Genomic DNA, 19175 nt, shown 5'->3' on the forward strand with positions numbered 1-19175 from the left:
AGGCGCAGCATGGTGGCTTTTGTTTTCCGAACGTTCCCTGATTTGTCATGAGTCTGCGCATTTACAACACACTCACCCGTGCGGTGTCCAAGTTCACGCCCGCCGAGCCTGGCCATGTGCGCATGTACGTGTGTGGCATGACGGTGTATGACCTGTGCCACTTGGGCCATGCCCGGTCGATGATCGCTTTTGATGTGGTGCAGCGCTGGCTCAAAGCCAGTGGCCTGAAGGTCACTTACGTGCGCAACATCACCGACATCGACGACAAGATCATCAAGCGCGCCTTGGAAAACGGTGAAACCATCCGCCACCTGACCGACCGCATGATCGACGCGCTGCACCAGGATGCCGATGCCTTGGGCATCGAGCGCCCCCAGCACGAACCCCGCGCCACCGACTTTGTGCCCCAAATGCTGTCGATGATCGGCACCTTGGAGCAAAAAGGCTTGGCCTATCGCGCGGGCAATGGCGATGTGAACTATGCGGTGCGCAAATTCCCTGGCTACGGCAAGTTGTCGGGCAAGTCGCTTGACGAGTTGAATGCTGGCGAACGCGTGGCCGTGAACGCCGAAGAGGGCGGCAAGCTCGATCCGCTGGACTTTGTGTTGTGGAAGAGCGCCAAGGCCACCGAGCCGGCTGACTGTAAATGGGACAGCGAATTTGGATCAGGCCGCCCCGGCTGGCACATCGAGTGCTCGGCCATGGCTTGCCAATTGCTCGGCGAGACCTTTGACATTCACGGTGGTGGTGCCGACTTGCAGTTCCCACACCACGAAAACGAAATCGCCCAAAGTGAAGGGGCCAACGGCCAGCCTTTTGCCCGCACCTGGATGCACAACGGCTTCATCAATGTGGACAACGAAAAAATGTCCAAGAGTTTGGGCAACTTTTTCACCATCCGTGATGTGCTCAAAGAATTTGATGCCGAGACGGTGCGATTCTTTGTGGTGCGCAGCCACTACCGCAGCCCGCTGAACTACAGCGATGTGCACTTGAACGACGCCAAGGGGGCCTTGAAGCGCCTGTACACCGCGTTGCAAGCGGTGCCACCGGCCGATGTGCGCATCGACTGGGTCGATCCGATGGCTGCACGCTTCAAAGCGGCCATGGACGAAGACTTCGGAACCCCCGATGCGGTGGCGGTGTTGTTTGAGTTGGCCAGCGAGGTCAACCGCAGCCAGTCAGCCGAGCGTGCGGGCCTGCTCAAGGCCTTGGGTGGCTTGCTGGGCTTGCTGCAAACCGAGCCGACCGCTTACCTGCAGTCCGGCGCGGGCTTGGATGAAGCCGCCATTCAGGCGCAGATTCAGGCACGGGCCGATGCCAAGAAGGCGAAAAACTTCGCCGAGGCCGACCGCATTCGCTACGATTTGCTGGCGCAGGGCATTGTCTTGAAAGACTCGGCCACCGGCACCACCTGGGAGGCCGCTCAGTGAGCGTTGCGTCCAAAACGGTCAGCCCCGTCACGCCCGAGTACTGGGCGCTGGCCTGCGCGCACCTGGCCAAAAAAGACCGGGTCATGAAAAAGCTGATCCCCCAGTTTGGCAATGCCATCTTGGAAACGCGGGGCGATGCTTTTGTGACCTTGGCGCGCTCCATCGTGGGCCAGCAGATTTCGGTCAAAGCCGCCCAAACCGTGTGGGACAAATTCTCGCTGCTGACCAAAAAGCTCACGCCCGCCGCCGTGCTCAAACTCAAGGTGGACGACATGCGTGCGGCGGGCCTGTCGGCCCGCAAGGTGGAATACCTGGTCGACTTGGCCTTGCATTTCAGCAATGGCACCGTGCACGTGAAAGACTGGCAAGCGATGGACGACGAGGCCATCATTGAGGAGTTGGTGGCCATCCGTGGCATTGGTCGCTGGACGGCCGAGATGTTTTTGATCTTCCACCTCATGCGGCCCAATGTGCTGCCACTTGACGATGTGGGTCTGATCAACGGCATCAGCCGCAACTATTTCTCGGGCGAGCCGGTCAGCCGCAGCGATGCCCGCGAGGTGGCCCAGGCCTGGAGCCCGTATTGCACGGTGGCAACTTGGTATATTTGGCGCTCGCTGGACCCGGTTCCAGTGGCGTATTGAGGGCAGGACGTGCTGTCCGCCCGTTGATGAACAGAGGAGTCAAACTTGGCCAAAAGAACATTTCTCGACTTTGAGCAACCCGTTGCCGAACTCGAAGCCAAGATCGAAGAGCTGCGCTATGTGCAAAGCGAGTCAGCGGTGGACATCACCCTGGAGATCGATCAGCTGAGCAAGAAAAGCCAGCAACTGACCAAGGACATTTACAGCGACTTGACCCCATGGCAAGTCACCAAAATCTCGCGTCACCCTGAGCGCCCCTACACGCTGGACTACATCAACGGCATCTTCACCGACTTTGTCGAGATGCACGGTGACCGTCACTTTGCCGATGACCTGTCCATCGTGGGTGGTTTGGCCCGCTTCAACGGCCAGGCTTGCATGGTGCTGGGCCACCAAAAAGGCCGCGACACCAAAGAGCGCACCATGCGCAACTTTGGCATGAGCAAGCCCGAGGGCTACCGCAAGGCCTTGCGCCTGATGAAGACGGCCGAGAAATTCAAACTGCCCGTGTTCACTTTTGTGGATACGCCTGGGGCCTATCCCGGCATCGACGCTGAAGAGCGCGGCCAGTCCGAGGCGATTGGCCGCAACATTTTCGAGATGGCCCAGCTGGAAGTGCCGATCATCACCACCATCATTGGTGAAGGTGGCTCCGGCGGTGCATTGGCCATCTCGGTGGCAGATCAGGTGCTCATGCTCCAGTATTCGGTGTACTCGGTGATCAGCCCCGAAGGCTGCGCCTCGATTCTGTGGAAGACCGGCGAAAAAGCCGAGCTGGCCGCCGAAGCCTTGGGCATCACGGCCCACCGCCTGAAAGCGCTGAATTTGGTTGACAAGATCGTCAGCGAGCCCGTGGGCGGCGCCCACCGCGACCACGAGCAAATGATCGCCTTGCTCAAACGCGCCTTGGGCGATGCCTGGCGCCAATTGGCTGACCTCAAGCCCAAAGAGTTGCAAGAGCGTCGCTACGAGCGCCTCAACAGCTACGGTCGTTTCACCGACACCAAAGCCGGCAAGTAACACCGGCAAGCGAGCCACAAGGCTTTCGCACAGATGGCTCGAACCCTCGAACAGGCCCTGGCTGATTTCAGCCCGGGCCTTCCTTTTGCAGTGGCCTTCAGTGGCGGTGCGGACTCGACCGCCTTGCTTTTGGCTTGTGCCGAGCGCTGGCCTGGGCAGGTGAGGGCGGTCCACATCCACCATGGCCTGCAAGCGGCCGCCGATGATTTTGAGCGGCACTGCCAGCGGGTGTGTGATGGCTTGGGTGTGCCTTTGCAGGTGCGCCGTGTTCAAGCTGGGCATGCCCCAGGCCAAAGCCCCGAAGATGCCGCCCGTCAGGCCCGTTACCTGTCCTTGGCCGATGCGGTCACCACCGCATGGCCCGAAGTGCGCGATGTGGCGGTGGCCCAGCATGCCGACGACCAGGTCGAAACCTTGCTGATCGCCTTGTCGCGCGGGGCTGGCTTGCCGGGGCTGGCCAGCATGCCTGCGCACTGGCAGCGCTTGGGCTTGAGTTGGCATCGTCCTTTGCTGGCTGTGCCAGGGGCTGACTTGCGTGAGTACTTGCACCAAAGAGGCCAGTCCTGGGTGGAGGATCCGACCAACCGCGACGAGCAGTTCACCCGCAACCGCATCCGTGCGCGGGTCTTGCCAGTCTTGCAAGAAGCTTTACCGGCGTTCAGAGAGACTTTCGCCCGCAGTGCTACGCACGCTGCGCAGGCTCAAGAGGTGCTCAACGAAGTGGCCGAACAGGACCTGGCTCTGGTGGGCGATCCGCCTGAAATTCGTGTTCTTCAAAGCCTCAGCCGCGCTCGGCAGGCATTGGTGTTGCGCCATTGGCTTCGCTTGGTGCACGGCACCACCCCCTCTGCGGCGCAACTGCACGAACTGCTCGGCCAGGTGGCCGCTTGCACGACCCGAGGGCACAAAATGAACATCAAAGTGGGGTCAGGGCATGTTGTCCGCCAAGGTCCCGTATTGATCTGGTTGCCCGCCTGAATGGGGCCAGCGGGCATATGGGGTCAATTCAGTGTCAGGCCGAAGGCTACAATCTAGGGTTTTGCTGAAAGTGATTTCGGCGCAAATTCCCTCTCTTTAAAACTTCACATGGCTTTGATCGTTCACAAATACGGCGGCACCTCGATGGGCTCGACCGAGCGCATCCGCAATGTCGCCAAGCGCGTGGCCAAATGGGCGCGTGCGGGTCACCAGATCGTGGTGGTGCCCAGCGCCATGAGCGGCGAGACCAATCGCTTGCTCGGCTTGGCCAAAGAATTGGCACCCGCCAAACCCGACACCTCGTACAGCCGCGAACTCGACATGTTGGCCTCGACTGGCGAGCAAGCATCGTCGGCCCTGTTGGCCATCGCCTTGCAATCCGAAGGCCAGCCTTCGGTGAGCTACGCCGGCTGGCAAGTCCCCATCAAGACCAACAGCGCTTTCACCAAAGCCCGCATCGAGTCCATCGATGACGTGCGTGTGCGCGCGGACCTGAACGCTGGCAAAGTCGTGATCATCACGGGCTTTCAGGGGGTGGACGAGCAAGGCAACATCACCACTTTGGGCCGTGGCGGCTCCGACACCTCGGCTGTCGCCGTGGCTGCCGCCCTCAAAGCGGACGAATGCCTGATCTACACCGACGTGGACGGCGTGTACACCACCGACCCCCGCGTGGTGCCCGAAGCGCGTCGCCTGCAGACCGTGAGCTTTGAAGAAATGCTGGAGATGGCATCGCTGGGCTCCAAGGTTTTGCAAATCCGCTCGGTCGAATTTGCGGGCAAATACAAAGTGCCCATGCGCGTGCTCTCGAGCTTCACGCCCTGGGACATCGACATCAACGAAGAAGCCGCCTCTGGCACCCTGATCACTTTTGAGGAAGACGAACAAATGGAACAAGCCGTCGTTTCCGGCATCGCTTTCAACCGCGACGAAGCCAAAATCTCCGTGTTGGGTGTGCCCGACAAGCCTGGCATTGCCTACCAAATTCTGGGCGCTGTGGCCGATGCCAACATCGAAGTGGACGTGATCATCCAGAACCTGAGCAAAGACGGCAAGACCGACTTCAGCTTCACCGTTCACCGCAACGACTACGCCAAGACCATCGACTTGCTCAAAGAAAAAGTCTTGCCCAGCCTGGGTGCGACCGAAGTGTCTGGCGATGCCAAGATCTGCAAAGTGTCGATCGTTGGCATCGGCATGCGCAGCCATGTCGGCGTGGCCAGCAAGATGTTCCGCAGCTTGAGCGAAGAGGGCATCAACATCCAGATGATCTCCACATCCGAAATCAAGACCTCGGTCGTGATCGACGAAAAATACATGGAATTGGCCGTGCGTGCTTTGCACAAAGCCTTCGATCTGGATCAAGCCTAAGCTATAATTTGACCCACTGGAAACGTGACCGAGTGGCCGAAGGTGCTCCCCTGCTAAGGGAGTATGGGGTGTAGAGCCTCATCGAGGGTTCGAATCCCTCCGTTTCCGCCAGAGCAAAGCCCGTGAGATTCGTCTCACGGGCTTTTTCTTTGGAGCTGATGTGACACCCCTTGGTTTGGTGCTCAGGTAAATTAAGCATCAGCTCAACTCTCGGCATTCCATCATGAAGACACCACGCAATGTCTTGGTCGCAGGCGCAAGCAGCGGCATTGGTGAGGCCATCGCACGGGCTTTTGCTAAGCAAGGCGATACCGTCACAGCAACGGGCGCTACCGAGGCCGAGGTTCATGCGGCCATGGGCCGCCTACCCACAACGGTGAGGTTTGTCCAATTGGATGTGCGTGACGGGGCTGCAGTGACCCAGTTGGTCTCTGAGCTCGGTGACTTGGATGTGCTGGTCAATTGCGCCGGCATCATCCGCCGCGGTCAGGAGCATGAGCCGGAGGTCTTCGAAGAGGTGCTGGACATCAACCTCGTCGGGACCCTGCGGCTTTGCGCGGCAGCCCGCCAAGGGTTGGCCAACAAGAGTGGCTCCATCGTCAACACGGCCTCGATGCTGTCCTTTTTTGGCGGTGGGCTCGTGCCGGCTTACAGCGCCAGCAAAGGCGGCATCGCTCAGCTGACGAAATCATTGGCCATCGCTTATGCGGAGCAGGGAATTCGTGTCAATGCGATTGCGCCTGGCTGGATCGCCACGCCGCTGACCCAGGCCCTTCAAGACGATCCGGCGCGTTCGGCCCCCATCATGGCCAGAACGCCTATGAAGCGGTGGGGCACGCCCGATGACCTGGTTGGGCCTGTGCTATTTTTGGCCAGTCCTGAGGCGAAATTTGTGACGGGTGTGGTGTTACCTGTGGATGGTGGCTACTTGATCACTTGAAATCAGCACGAGCCCCTTCCATACTTTCTGTGGTTTTTTCTTTAAAGAGGCGACACGATGACATTCAAGCTCACGTCTTTTCTGATGCTGGCGACTTCTGCATGGCTGGTCGGTTGTGCCGGGACCGCTTCGAAGCCCCCCGCGAATGACCCTGCCACGCTTCGCGTGAATGTCTTTCGCAGTGCCACGAATATTCCCATCTACATGGCCGAAGAAAAGGGTGCCTACGCCAAGCGCAACCTCCGCATCGAATTGCAGTTCACGCCCAACTCTTCTGAACAACGTGCTGGACTGGCTGCGGGCCGCAGCGACATCGCGCACACGGCCGCTGACAATGCCGTGGCCATGGTCGAGGTGGCCAAAGTGGATGCGGTGATTGTCGGGGGTGGCGACAGCGGCTTGCTGGAGCTGTTTGTTCGCCCTGAGATCCGCACGCTGGCTGATGTGCGCGGCAAGGCGATGGTGGTGGATGCACCCAACACCGCCTACGCACTGGTGGCGCGCAAGATCTTGAAAAATGCAGGCCTCATCGATGGGCGCGATTACCGTCTATTGCCCATTGGCGGTACAGAAAGCCGGATCAAAGCGTTTTCACAGAGCCCAGACCATGCCGTGGGCATGCTGAACCCGCCGTGGACTTACCTGGCGCAAAGCCAAGGGGCGAGAAGCTTTGGCTTGGTCAAAGACATTTACGGGCCTTACCAGGCGATCGCGCCCATTGCCATGCGTTCCTGGGCCCATTCAAACAGTGGTGCGCTTGAGCGGTATTTGGCCGCTTACATCGAGGGCTGCCGAATGACCCTTGACCCCGCTAACCGCGCAGAGGTGATTGCCGTGCTTCGCAAGAGACTGAACCTGAGCGAGGAGGTCGCCAGCCGAAGCTACGAGGGTTTGATCCAGCCTGGATATGGGCTCGCACGCGATTGCCGGTTTGACATGGCTGGATTTCGCAATGCCTTGGCGCTGCGTGCTGAGATCGAGGGGCAGTGGGGCGGCGTTGCCCCAGAGCCCGGCAAATACCTGGAGCTGGGCTATTTCGAGCGTGCGCTGAAATTCGCCTCACCTTGAGGTCAGGCCACGATGCCCTTGTCGCGCAGCGCTTGGATCTGATCGGCTTTGAGTCCCATTTCTTGCAGCACGGCATCCGTGTCTTGGCCAATGCTGGGGGCATTGCGCCGGTGTCCGCCTGGGGTGCGTGAGAGCTTGGGCACGATGCCGGGCAGTGACAGTTCTGTGCCATCGTCGAGGTCGATTTTTTCGATCATGCCGCGCGCCTGGTAGTGCGGGTCGGCCGCGATATCGGCCACGTTGTAAATGCGTCCAGCGGGCACGCCCGCCGTGTCCAATACCTTGAGCACTTCCAGAATGTCGCGTTCTGCCGTCCAGGCGCCGATGGCGCCATCGATTTCCTGTACACGTTTGACGCGACCGGCGTTGTCCTTGAGTTCTGGGTCTTGGCCCAAATCATCGCGGCCAATGGCATGCATCAAACGTTTATAGATGCTGTCGCCGTTGCCTGCCACCAACACATAGGCATCGCCCTGACAGCGGTAGGCGTTGGTGGGGGCAATGCCGGGCAGGGCGCTGCCGGCGGGCTGCCGGATGGCACCAAAAGCACTGTATTCGGGCAGCAGGCTTTCCATGCAATTGAAGACAGCTTCGTAGAGCGCCACATCGATCACCTGGCCTTGGCCGCTGCGCTGGCGTTCGTGCAGCGCCATCAAGATGCCGATCACGCCGTGCAGTGAGGCCAGGGTGTCGCCAATGCTGATGCCCACACGCACGGGCACTCGGCCAGGCTCGGCCGTCAGGTGCCTGAGGCCACTCATGGCTTCGGCCACCACGCCAAATCCAGGTTTGTCGCGGTAGGGGCCGGTTTGTCCATAGCCGCTGATGCGCAGCATGATCAGTCGCGGGTTGATGGCCTGCAAGGCGTCGGGACCCAGCCCCCACCCTTCCATGGCGCCGGGGCGGAAGTTTTCAATCAGCACATCGGCGTCTTGCACCAATTGCCGGACGATGTCCTGGGCTTGTGGCTCTTTCAGATCCAAGGCCACAGAGCGCTTGTTCCTCGACTGGATTTGCCACCAGATGGAGGTGCCATCCTTGAGCAAGCGCCATTGGCGCAGCGGGTCGCCGCTGCCTGGCGGCTCGATCTTGATGATGTCTGCGCCAAAGTCGGCCAGCGTCTTGGCCGCAAAGGGTCCGGCGATGAGTTGGCCGAGTTCAACGACCTTCAGACCCTGTAAGGGGCCTGCGAGGGAATCTTGTGAAACATGCATGCGGACACTATAAAAGATCGTCACGGGGACCCAAATTACAAATTGATGGTTTTGATCATTGGGTGTAAGCCAAATGGGTTATTTGATTTTGAAGAATTTCATTCAAGATACTCCGATATCTTTTTGGATGTCGGTTTCATTTCTTGGTGACTCAACAAAGGATGTGGTGTTGAGGTATGAAAAACAAGCTCCTTTCGGTCACTTTCGCAGGTCTCACGGTCATGGGTGCTTTTTTCGGTCTCGCAGCACGAGCGGATAGCTTGCTCGATTTCTCGATTTTCAAGCCACCCACCTCAGAGCAACGGACCATTTCTGAGCCTGTGGTGTCGTGGCTGGTCAGGCCGAATGCACAAACCTTCTGCGAACAGGCGCAACCCAAGGATGGTTTTTTTGCGCGTCCGGAGGGTTGTGTGTACTGGCATCGCAAGAATGCTTCTTGCACCATCGTGACCACCAACAGCACCACGCATTCGCAGCTGGGGCATTTGTTTGTTCGCTGCATGACAGGTCAATGAACTTGCAGACCTCTGGGAACCCCTTCGTCGCTCGAATGCTTGTGCGTTCAATTGCCTGCTGCGCTTTGTTGGGGTTGGGCGCTTGCCAAACCTTGCAGCCGCCAGTGGTTGATCAGGTGCGCTTCATGCCAGCTGCTTTGGCCAAGAGGACCATCCCTGAGCCCAAAGTCAAATACCTGGTGAGGGCAGACGGGTATGAGTACTGCGCACGCATCACGGGGATTCCAGTCACGCCCACCTCGCGCCCGATGGCCTGCGCTTATTGGAATACCCGGCGCCTAGAGTGCACCATCGTCACCCCCTTGGAGACGGGCTACAACTATTTAGGGCATGAGTTGCGGCATTGTTTTGAGGGAAGCTTTCATGATTGATCAAGAACAGCGACTTTGCGGGTGGCTGATGAGCCCAACCTGTGGATGGCGCGCATCTTGTCCCATGGCATGAGGATCCTGCGCCAATCCAGGCCATTCAAGAAAAATTCAAGCGCGTAGGGGGCATCGATGAGAGCCTTGCCACCATTTGGAGCGGGGATGTTCAGCCGAAGACTTCGAAGATCCGGCGTTTGTCATCGATCGACAACTCGATCAGCTCAGGCAGGGTCTCGCAACCCATTTTGTCGAGCACGCGGCTGCGATGGAGTTTGACGGTGGAGGGGGCCGATCCATTGAGCTCTGCAATTTCCTTGTTGCCGTAGCCTTTGATCATCCATCGGCAAATCTCTTGCTCTTTTTCAGTCAAGCGGCTGAACCGTTGCCGAATGTCCATGACGCGCACCAATTGCTGTTGGCGGGCACGGTCCTTGTTCAAGCCATTTTCAATGGCCGTCATCAGCGATTCCATGCTGAAGGGCTTGAGCAGAAAATCAATGGCCCCATGTTTCATGGCATTGATGATTTCGGAGGGTTGACTTTCCCCGCTGATGAAAATGATGGGCGTTTCTCGACCGCTTTGGAGCAGGGTATTTTGCAACTCGGTGCCTGTCATACCGGGCATGCGCATGTCCAACAAAATCACTGCGGGTGAAATCGGCAGGGAGTCTTTTAAGAAGGCCTGGGGACTGTCGAAAGTCTGGACAGAATAATTGGACGAACTGAGTGTGAACGCCAGACTGCGACAGATCGATGGATCGTCATCGATCAAATAGACATGGCCTCTGAAATCGTCGAAATTCATGAATTGATGTTAATTTCTTTTACATCATGGGATATACGCCAATTGGCGTATCCATCTTGCGCTGGCCTCTGGGGTGCGCTCAAAAGTATGCTCTTCAGTGAGTGTGGCACTGTCGAGTCGCAGAAGCGGTCGTTCTCAGACCCCACCCTTAGAATGAACCTATGCCATCTTCACCTTCGGAACTGCTGACCGACCTGCCCAAAGATGCGCAAAGCATCCTGAATCTGGCGGCACGCTCTCTTTTTGATGTTTTTGCCAATGCCAGCGAAGGGATGTTGCTGGTGGATCGTTCTGGCCGTGTGGTTTGGATCAACGACCAATACCGCCGGTTTTTGCCCGCCTTGGGTTTCACCCGCGAAGAAGATTTTGTGGGGCAAACCGTCTCAGCGGTCGTTCAAAACACCTTGATGCACCAGGTGCTGGCAACCGGCAAACCCATCCTGATCGATTTGCTGACCAACAAGGCCGGCACCTTCGTGGTCAGCCGCTACCCCTTGCGTGACGATGCGGGCCGGGTCATTGGGGCTTTGGGCGTGGTTTTGTTTGACCAGCCGCAATCGAACCTCCAGCCCTTGATGGCCAAGTTCGCGCTCATGCAGCGCGAGCTTGACGAAGCCCGTGATGCCTTGGCGGTGCAGCGCCGCTCCAACGCGGGCTTGCGGCAGGCCAAACACAGCTTTGCCAGCTTCGTCGGCAGCAGTGCGGTGGTGTCCGACCTCAAGCGCCAGGCACGCCGGGCAGCGCAATCCAGCAGCCCTGTTTTGCTGTTGGGCGAGACAGGCACCGGCAAGGAATTGCTGGCCCACGCCATCCATGCCGCATCGCCGCGCGCACGGGGTCCTTTGGTGAGCATCAACATCGCGGCGGTGCCTGAAACGCTGCTCGAAGCCGAATTTTTTGGTGTCGCGCCGGGCGCCTACACGGGTGCGGACCGCAAGGGCCGGGTGGGCAAGTTCAAGCTGGCCGATGGTGGCACTTTGTTCCTGGACGAGATTGGCGACATGCCTTTGGGCCTGCAAGCCAAGCTTTTGCGCGCCTTGCAAGAAAACGAATTCGAAGCTTTGGGTTCCAACCGGCTGGAGCATTTTGATGCCCGCGTTATCGCGGCCACCTCACGTGACTTGGTGCAGCTGGTGAGGGAAGGGCGCTTTCGCGAAGACCTGTATTACCGCTTGAACGTGCTGCCTTTGCGCGTGCCGCCTTTGAGGGACCGCGCCAGCGACATCCCTGCGGTGCTGGAGGTGATGACCGAGGAGCTGGCCCTGCGCAATGGCCTGCCGCATCCGGAATTCACGCCGCAGGCCCTGGCGCTGCTTTGTGCCCAGCACTGGCGCGGTAATGTGCGCGAGCTGCGCAACGTGATCGAGCAGCTGCTCTTGCGAGGCGAAGGCGCGGTGATCGACGACGAAGCGGCGGCAGTGGTTTTGCAGGCCTCGGGCTTGGCCCATATTGAGGCGCCCCATGCGGTGAGCGCTTCAGAGCGAGCTGTCGGAGTAGCGGATCAACAGGCCTTGCTCAGGCCGCTGAATCAGCAGGTGCGTGAATTGGAAGCCCAAGCCATTCAGGCGGCTTTGCGAGCCACTTCTGGCAACAAAGTCGCGGCGGCCAAGTTGCTGGACATGTCGCGGGCCAAGCTTTACCAAAGACTGGATTGATTGTCTATATATTGGGCGTTTGTTTAAAATAAATACATTTGGATGTCTGATAAATGGACGCTCATCAGGGGCATCATGGCAAGACCTTTCTTCAATTTCCAGCGCTGACAAGCACTTAGCCCATCACCTCGGTGACTGGCCTCCTGGCACGGCTTGTGCAAAGATACATTTGCACTAGCACTACTCAGGAGACCTGCATGATCCGTCGACACCTCATTTCTTGGGCCGCACTCAGCGTTTGTGCCGCCATCGCCCCCGCCGCCATGGCCCAGGGCAAAGACATCAAAATCGCCCACATCTACAGCAAGACCGGCCCGCTGGAGGCCTATGGCAAGCAGACCCAAGTCGGTTTGATGATGGGCTTGGACTACGCCACGGGTGGCACCATGACCGTGGGTGGTCGCAAGATTGTGGTGATCGAAAAAGACGATCAGGGCAAGCCTGACCTGGGCAAGAACCTGTTGGCCGCTGCTTACGGCGACGACAAAGTGGACCTGGCCGTGGGCCCGACCGCTTCGCCCGTGGCTTTGGCCATGCTGCCCGTGGCTGAAGAGTACAAAAAGATTTTGCTGGTCGAGCCCGCCGTGGCCGACTCCATCACCGGTGACAAGTGGAACAAATACATCTTCCGTACCGGCCGCAACAGCAGCCAGGACGCGATTGCCAACGCCGTGGCGGTGGACAAGGATGGCGTGAGCATCGTCACCATGGCCCAAGACTCGGCTTTTGGCCGTGACGGCGTCAAGGCCTTCAAGGAGGCCCTGAAAAAATCCAAGCTGGTGCACGAAGAGTACCTGCCGCCTGCCACCACCGACTTCACCGCCGGTGCGCAGCGCATGATCGACAAGCTCAAAGGTCAGCCTGGCCGCAAGATCATTTTCATCATCTGGGCCGGTGGCAACCCCTTCAAGATCGCCGACATGGACTTGAAGCGCTACGGCATCGAGATCGCCACGGGCGGCAACATCTTGCCTGCGATGGTGTCTTACAAGCAGTTCCCGGGCATGGAAGGCGCGGCCTACTACTACTTCGGGATGCCCAAGAACCCGGTGAACGACGCGATGGTGTCGATGCACTACACCCAGTTCAAGACGCCGCCAGACTTCTTCACCGCTGGCGGCTTCTCGTCGGCCATGGCCTTGGTCACAGCATTGAAGAAAACCAACGGTGACACCAGCGCCAACAAGCTGATCGGCGCCATGGAAGGCATGAGCTTTGACACGCCCAAGGGCAAGATGACCTTCCGCAAGGAAGACCACCAAGCCATGCAAAGCATGTACCACTTCAAGATCAAAGTGGACCCGGCTTTCGCCTGGGGCGTGCCCGAGCTGATCCGCGAGATCAAGCCTGAAGAAATGAACGTGCCGATCCGCAACAAGCGTTGACCTTGAGGGCCTGCCTGCTCGCGATGCGGCGTTTGCTGCTCGCTTGCAGGCCTAGCGCCCACAGACGGTGAGCGGGTAGGAGCCAGCCCTGCTGGCGATGAATCCATGTGGTGGTTCAGTTATCGCTTGCAGGGCAAGCGCCTACAAATGTGTGGCTATGGCGCGTAGGTCGGTGGCTTTAGCCCCGACCTACAAAAATCACGTTCTTTTGAATTGACGGGTTCGCCCTTTTTTGAACTGATCACATGCTTGAAACCCAAAACCTGACCGTGCGGTTTGGCGGTCATGTGGCCGTCAATGCGGTCTCCTGCCGCTTTGAACCCGGCACGCTGACCGCCATCGTCGGCCCCAACGGGGCGGGCAAAACGACGTACTTCAACCTGATCTCGGGGCAGTTGCCTGCCTCGGCAGGTGCTGTGCACCTGAACGGTCGCGAGTTGACCGGCCTGAGCGCCTCGGCCCGCACCCGCGCAGGCTTGGGCCGGGCGTTTCAGCTGACCAATCTGTTCCCCAACCTGTCGGTGCTCGAGAACGTGCGCTTGGCCGTGCAGGCCACGAAAGAGGGCGCTCACCGCCGGGGCCTGAACCTGTGGAGCATCTGGAGCGATCACGCGGCTTTGACGAACCGCGCTGTGGAGATTTTGCAATCCGTGTCGATGACCGCGCAGCAAGATGCTCCGGTGGCCAGCCTGCCGCACGGTGACCAGCGCAAGCTGGAGGTGGCGCTGCTCATGGCGCTTGAACCCTCGGTCTACATGTTTGACGAGCCCACCGCAGGCATGAGCCACGACGAAGCGCCGGTGATCCTGGATTTGATCCGGCAGCTCAAAAAGGACAAGACCAAAACCATTTTGTTGGTGGAGCACAAGATGGACGTGGTGCGCGAGTTGGCCGACCGCATCATCGTGCTGCACAACGGCGCTTTGGTGGCCGATGGCGAGCCGAACGAGGTGATCACGTCGCCCATCGTGCAAGAGGCCTATCTGGGCAAAGCCAGGGAGGCCGCATGAGCCAGAACCTGTTAACCCTCGAAGGCGTGCACACGCACATCGGGGCGTACCACATCCTGCACGGCGTGGACTTGGTGGTGCCGCGTGGCGAACTCACCATGCTGCTGGGCCGCAACGGCGCGGGCAAGACCACCACGCTGCGCACCATCATGGGCCTGTGGCAGGCTTCGCTAGGGCGCATCACCTTTGGCGGTGAAGACATCACGCAGCTGAATACCCCTGCGATTGCGCAAAAGAACATCGCCTATGTGCCTGAAAACATGGGCATCTTCTCGGACCTGACCGTGAAAGAAAACATGCTGCTGGCCGCCCGCAACGCACAGCATGCGGCGCAGATGGACGAGGCGCGTTTGCAGTGGATTTTCAAACTGTTCCCCGCGGTGGAGAAGTTCTGGAACCACCCGGCAGGCAAATTGTCCGGCGGGCAAAAGCAGATGCTGGCCGTCTCGCGGGCCATTGTGGAGCCGCGTGACCTGCTGATCATCGACGAGCCCAGCAAGGGCCTGGCCCCTGCCATCATCCAGAACATGATCGAGGCCTTCCAGCAACTCAAGGCCAGCGGCGTGACGATTTTGTTGGTGGAACAAAACATCCACTTCGCCCAGCAGCTGGGCGACACCGTGGCCGTGATGGACAACGGCCGTGTGGTGCACGCGGGCCGCATGCAGGCGCTCGCCGAAGACACGGCATTGCAGCAATCCTTGTTGGGACTGGCTTTATGAAATTCCTGCAAGACATCGATACCCGGCCTTTGCTGCTGGTGCCTGTGTTGGCGCTGTTGGCTTGGCCCTTGATCGGGTCGGGCTCGACCTGGCTCACGCTGACCGTGGCGGGCCTGGCCATGGGCATGATCATCTTCATCATGGCCTCGGGCCTGACGCTGGTGTTTGGCCTGATGGACGTGCTGAACTTCGGCCACGGCCTGTTCATCGCGCTGGGCGCTTTTGTGGCCACCAGTGTGCTGGGCGCCATGGGCGACTGGACCGGCTCGGGCGAGTGGTGGCGCAACATGGTGGCGGTGCTGCCGGCCATGTTGATCGCCATGGCCGTGGCCGCCGCTGTGGGCCTGGCGTTTGAGCGCTTCATCGTGCGGCCCGTGTATGGCCAGCACCTCAAGCAGATCCTGATCACCATGGGCGGCATGATCATTGGTGAGGAACTCATCAAGGTCATCTGGGGGCCGCTGCAAATCGCCTTGCCTTTGCCCGAAGCCATGCGAGGATCGGTGTTTTGGGGCGATGCGGCCATCGAGAAATACCGCCTGTTGGCCGTGGCTGTGGGCTTGGCCGTGTTTGTCGCGCAAATGTGGGTGCTGGGCCGCACCAAGATCGGCCTGCTCATTCGCGCGGGTGTGCAAGACCGCGAGATGGTCGAGTCGCTGGGCTACCGCATCCGCCGCCTGTTTGTGGGTGTGTTTGTGGTGGGCAGCGCGCTGGCCGGGCTGGGCGGCGTCATGTGGGGCCTTTACCAGCAAAACGTGGTGCCGCAGATGGGCGCACAGGTCAATGTGTTGATCTTCATCGTCATCATCATCGGCGGGCTGGGCTCCACGGGTGGGGCGCTGATCGGGGCTTTGCTGGTGGGCCTGATGGCCAACTACACCGGCTTTCTGGCCCCCAAGTTGGCGCTGTTTTCCAACATCGCGCTGATGGCAGGCATCCTGCTGTGGCGTCCGCAGGGTGTGTACCCCGTGGCCAACCGTTGAAAGTCCGGACATGTTCAACCGTTTGATTTCCAACGACCAGCCGCGCAGCCGCCTGCTGGCCGTCTTGCTGGCCCTCACCTTGCTAGGTCTGGCCTTTGCGCCTTTTCTGTTCCCCGGTGTCAAGGCCTTGTCGGTCGCGGCCAAGGTGCTGATTTTTGTGGTGCTGGTGGCGGGCTTTGACCTGCTCTTGGGCTACACCGGCATCGTCAGCTTTGCGCACACCATGTTCTTTGGCATCGGCGCTTATGGCATTGCCATCTCTTCAAACACCTGGGGGCCGACCTGGGGCGCTTTGGCCGCAGGCTTTGCTTTGTCGCTGGCCCTCACGCTGGTGTTGTCTCTGGCCATTGGCCTGTTTTCACTGCGCGTGCGGGCCATCTTTTTCGCCATGATCACGCTGGCCGTGGCGGCAGCTTTTCAGACGCTGGCCTCGCAGTTGTCCGATTTCACGGGCGGTGAAGATGGCCTGAGCTTCAAGCTGCCCGAGCTGCTCTTGCCCAGCACCGAGTTCAGCGAAGAGCCCTTCCTCGGCGTGTCGCTGGATGGGCGTTTGCTCTGCTACTACCTGTTGTTTGTGCTGGCTGTGGGAATGCTGTTGTCGCTGCTGCGCATCGTCAACTCGCCCTTTGGCCGCGTGCTGCAAGCCATTCGTGAAAATGAATTCCGCGCCGAGGCGATTGGTTACCGCGTGGTGGTGTACCGCACCCTGTCGAGTGTGTTGTCGGCGCTGTATGCCTGTGTGGCCGGTGCCATGCTGGCGCTTTGGCTGCGTTACAACGGGCCGGACACCTCGCTGAGTTTTGAAATCATGATGGACGTGCTGCTGATCGTGGTGATTGGCGGCATGGGCACCATCTATGGCGCGGCCATCGGCTCGGTGCTGTTCTTGCTGGCGCAAAGCTATTTGCAAGACTTGCTTCGACTGGGCAGCGAGGCCACGGCTGCCCTGCCTTTGCTGTCGGCATTGCTCTCGCCCGACCGCTGGCTGCTCTGGCTGGGTCTGCTGTTTGTGCTGTCGGTCTATTACTTTCCGACCGGGGTGGTGGGCCGCTTGCGCACCCGCGCCGCACTGCGGGCCCTGGCATCGTCTAAACAGGCATGAGGCTGACATGACGTTCACATCCAACTACATCACCTGCGCTGGGCTTGAAATCCATTACACCGACTGGGGCAAGGCCGACAAAGGCACCGTGATCGCCTGGCACGGGCTGGCCCGAACAGGCCGCGACATGGACGAGCTGGCCACGCACCTGAGTGCTCGCGGCTGGCGCGTGATTTGCCCCGACACGGTGGGCCGAGGCCTGTCGCAGTGGAGCAGCGCCCCCGAGCAAGAGTATTGCTTGGCGTTTTACGCCCGCATCGCCCGCGAACTGATCGACAGCCTGCAGCTGCGCGCTGTGCACTGGGTCGGCACCTCCATGGGCGGGGCCATTGGCACGCTGTGCGCGGCGGGCTTGCTGGAACCCACTTTGAAGCACCGCATCCTCAGCCTCACGCTCAATGACAACGCACCTGAGCTGGCCCAGGCAGCGATCGACCGCATCAAAGCCTATGCGGGCACGCCCCCGGCCTTTGCCACGGTGACCGAACTCGAAGCCTTTTTGCGCCAGGTCTACAAACCCTATGGGTGGCTCAGCGATGCGCAGTGGCGTCGCTTGACCGAAACATCAACCCGCCGCTTGCCCGATGGGCGCGTCACGCCGCATTACGACCCGGCCATGGTGATGCAGTTCACGGCGCATCCCAACGACTACCTGATCTGGAACCACTACGACGCGCTCAAGCTGCCCGTGATGCTTTTGCGTGGCGCGCAATCGGACCTGGTCCTGCCCGAGACGGTCAACGAAATGCGCAGGCGTGGCCCGGGTGCCTTGGGCTTGCTCAAGCACATCGAGGTGCCCGGTTGTGGCCACGCCCCCGCGCTGAATGTGTTGCAGCAAATGGAGTGGGTGCAGCGCTTCATCGCGGGCGATTGAGCATGGGTATTTCCACGCTGAACTGAAGGGCGTTTTGCAAGGACAATGGCATTTCAGTTCCGGAGTCGTGAATGCGTTTTTTCAAGTGGATCCCTTGTGTGGCCATGATCGCCACAGGCGCACAAGCCCAAAACCGCGAGGTCAACATCATCTGCTCGGCCCAAGCGGCCTGGTGCAGCATGATTGCGGTCACTTTTGAAAAGAGCCAAGGCATCAAGGTCAACATGACCGCCAAGGGCTCGGGCGAGGCGATTGCCCAGCTGGCCGCAGAAAAAGCGAACCCCAAAACCGACATCTGGTTTGGTGGCACCGGTGACCCCCACCTGCAGGCGGCCGAGCAAAACCTGAGCCTCGAATACAAATCGCCCACGCTGCCCAAGCTGCACGACTGGGCCCAAAAGCAAGCCGCGCAATCGGGCTACAAAACGGTGGGCATTTACTCTGGCCCACTGGGCTTTGGCTACAACACCGAGCTGCTGGCCAAGAAAAAACTGCCCGTGCCCAAGACCTGGGGCGACCTCCTGAAGCCCGAATACAAGGGCGAAATCCAGTCAGCCAACCCAGCATCCAGCGGCACGGCCTACACCATGATCGCCACGCTGGTGCAGCTCATGGGCGAAGACAAAGCCTTTGAGTACCTCAAGGGCCTGCACAAAAACATCGGCACTTATACCCGCTCTGGCACCGGCCCTATCAAGGCGGTGGCGCGGGGCGAGACGGCCGTGTCCATCAGCTTTGTGCACGACGGCCCCGGTGAAAAAGCCCAAGGCTTTCCCATCGAGACCATCACCCCAGCCGACGGTACGGGCGCTGAGATCGGCTCCATGTCCATCGTGCGCGGCAGCCGCAACCTGGAGGCCGCCAAGAAGTTTTACGAATGGGCCTTGACCCCGTCGGCCCAAGAGCTGGCGGCGGCCACCTTGCAGTTTCAGCTGCCATCCCACAAAGAGGCCAAGGTCGACCCGCGTGTGCCGGACTTTCGCAAGATCAAGCTGATCCACTACGACTACGCCAAATACGGCCAGACGGCCGAGCGCAAGCGCCTGATCCAGCGCTGGGAAAAAGACGTCAACAGCCTGCCTCGTTGA

The 19175-nt window shown here is 59.7% G+C and carries 19 protein-coding genes and 1 tRNA gene; 18 read left to right on the forward strand and 2 right to left on the reverse strand.

Annotated features, from left to right (window positions below):
* Window positions 1–47: 47 nt before the first annotated feature.
* The 8 genes from cysS (at window position 48) to QLQ16_RS06170 (ending at window position 7454) form a co-directional block, all read left to right on the forward strand.
* A complete protein-coding gene (gene cysS, locus QLQ16_RS06135; protein ID WP_283223807.1) occupies window positions 48–1433 on the forward strand; it encodes a cysteine--tRNA ligase in 1386 nt (461 codons plus the stop codon).
* A complete protein-coding gene (locus tag QLQ16_RS06140; protein WP_348534178.1) occupies window positions 1430–2077 on the forward strand; it encodes a DNA-3-methyladenine glycosylase family protein in 648 nt (215 codons plus the stop codon). Before cysS ends, QLQ16_RS06140 begins: the two co-directional genes overlap by 4 nt.
* A gap of 45 nt (window positions 2078–2122) precedes the next feature.
* A complete protein-coding gene (locus QLQ16_RS06145) occupies window positions 2123–3097 on the forward strand; it encodes an acetyl-CoA carboxylase carboxyltransferase subunit alpha (protein WP_283223808.1) in 975 nt (324 codons plus the stop codon).
* Window positions 3098–3130: 33 nt separating this feature from the next.
* Entirely contained in the window at window positions 3131–4075 is a 945-nt protein-coding gene (gene tilS / locus QLQ16_RS06150) for a tRNA lysidine(34) synthetase TilS (protein ID WP_283223809.1), read from the forward strand.
* A gap of 108 nt (window positions 4076–4183) precedes the next feature.
* On the forward strand, window positions 4184–5446 hold the full coding sequence (locus QLQ16_RS06155) for an aspartate kinase (RefSeq protein ID WP_283223810.1): 1263 nt from the start codon (window positions 4184–4186) through the stop codon (window positions 5444–5446).
* An 18-nt stretch (window positions 5447–5464) separates the two neighbouring features.
* A tRNA-Ser gene (locus QLQ16_RS06160) sits at window positions 5465–5557 on the forward strand.
* 112 nt (window positions 5558–5669) lie between these two features.
* Window positions 5670–6386, forward strand: a complete 717-nt coding sequence (locus QLQ16_RS06165; protein ID WP_283223811.1) for an SDR family NAD(P)-dependent oxidoreductase — start codon at window positions 5670–5672, stop codon at window positions 6384–6386.
* An 84-nt stretch (window positions 6387–6470) separates the two neighbouring features.
* Complete coding sequence (locus QLQ16_RS06170; protein ID WP_283223879.1) at window positions 6471–7454, forward strand: ABC transporter substrate-binding protein; 984 nt, start codon at window positions 6471–6473, stop codon at window positions 7452–7454.
* Window positions 7455–7456: 2 nt separating this feature from the next.
* On the opposite strand, the gene QLQ16_RS06175 is transcribed toward QLQ16_RS06170, so the two are convergent.
* Entirely contained in the window at window positions 7457–8668 is a 1212-nt protein-coding gene (locus QLQ16_RS06175; protein ID WP_283223812.1) for a CaiB/BaiF CoA transferase family protein, read from the reverse strand.
* Between the two features lie 176 nt (window positions 8669–8844).
* On the opposite strand from QLQ16_RS06175, the gene QLQ16_RS06180 reads away from it, so the two are divergent.
* Window positions 8845–9183 carry a hypothetical protein gene (locus QLQ16_RS06180; RefSeq protein WP_283223813.1) on the forward strand — a complete coding sequence of 113 codons (339 nt, stop codon included), beginning with the start codon at window positions 8845–8847 and terminating at the stop codon, window positions 9181–9183.
* Window positions 9184–9308: 125 nt separating this feature from the next.
* The gene (locus QLQ16_RS06185) at window positions 9309–9554 is read left to right on the forward strand and encodes a hypothetical protein (protein WP_283223814.1); all 246 of its coding nucleotides are present in this window, start codon (window positions 9309–9311) and stop codon (window positions 9552–9554) included.
* Window positions 9555–9717: 163 nt separating this feature from the next.
* On the opposite strand, the gene QLQ16_RS06190 is transcribed toward QLQ16_RS06185, so the two are convergent.
* Complete coding sequence (locus QLQ16_RS06190; RefSeq protein WP_283223815.1) at window positions 9718–10356, reverse strand: response regulator transcription factor; 639 nt, start codon at window positions 10354–10356, stop codon at window positions 9718–9720.
* Window positions 10357–10517: 161 nt separating this feature from the next.
* Between QLQ16_RS06190 and QLQ16_RS06195 the strand changes: the two genes are divergently transcribed.
* From QLQ16_RS06195 to QLQ16_RS06230, 8 genes are all read left to right on the forward strand, one after another.
* Window positions 10518–12011 carry a sigma-54 interaction domain-containing protein gene (locus QLQ16_RS06195; protein ID WP_283223816.1) on the forward strand — a complete coding sequence of 498 codons (1494 nt, stop codon included), beginning with the start codon at window positions 10518–10520 and terminating at the stop codon, window positions 12009–12011.
* 197 nt (window positions 12012–12208) lie between these two features.
* Window positions 12209–13396: a substrate-binding domain-containing protein gene (locus tag QLQ16_RS06200; RefSeq protein WP_283223817.1), complete on the forward strand. Its 1188-nt coding sequence runs from the start codon at window positions 12209–12211 to the stop codon at window positions 13394–13396.
* A gap of 245 nt (window positions 13397–13641) precedes the next feature.
* A complete protein-coding gene (locus QLQ16_RS06205; protein ID WP_283223818.1) occupies window positions 13642–14406 on the forward strand; it encodes an ABC transporter ATP-binding protein in 765 nt (254 codons plus the stop codon).
* On the forward strand, window positions 14403–15128 hold the full coding sequence (locus tag QLQ16_RS06210) for an ABC transporter ATP-binding protein (protein WP_283223819.1): 726 nt from the start codon (window positions 14403–14405) through the stop codon (window positions 15126–15128). The genes QLQ16_RS06205 and QLQ16_RS06210 overlap by 4 nt, the downstream gene beginning before the upstream one ends.
* Window positions 15125–16111 carry a branched-chain amino acid ABC transporter permease gene (locus QLQ16_RS06215; RefSeq protein WP_283223820.1) on the forward strand — a complete coding sequence of 329 codons (987 nt, stop codon included), beginning with the start codon at window positions 15125–15127 and terminating at the stop codon, window positions 16109–16111. Before QLQ16_RS06210 ends, QLQ16_RS06215 begins: the two co-directional genes overlap by 4 nt.
* A 10-nt stretch (window positions 16112–16121) precedes the next feature.
* On the forward strand, window positions 16122–17213 hold the full coding sequence (locus tag QLQ16_RS06220; RefSeq protein ID WP_283223821.1) for a branched-chain amino acid ABC transporter permease: 1092 nt from the start codon (window positions 16122–16124) through the stop codon (window positions 17211–17213).
* Window positions 17214–17220: 7 nt separating this feature from the next.
* Window positions 17221–18087: an alpha/beta fold hydrolase gene (locus tag QLQ16_RS06225; RefSeq protein ID WP_283223822.1), complete on the forward strand. Its 867-nt coding sequence runs from the start codon at window positions 17221–17223 to the stop codon at window positions 18085–18087.
* A gap of 104 nt (window positions 18088–18191) precedes the next feature.
* Complete coding sequence (locus QLQ16_RS06230) at window positions 18192–19175, forward strand: ABC transporter substrate-binding protein (protein ID WP_431310388.1); 984 nt, start codon at window positions 18192–18194, stop codon at window positions 19173–19175.

This window comes from Limnohabitans lacus (assembly GCF_030053395.1).
GTDB classification, from domain to species: domain Bacteria; phylum Pseudomonadota; class Gammaproteobacteria; order Burkholderiales; family Burkholderiaceae_C; genus Limnohabitans_A; species Limnohabitans_A lacus.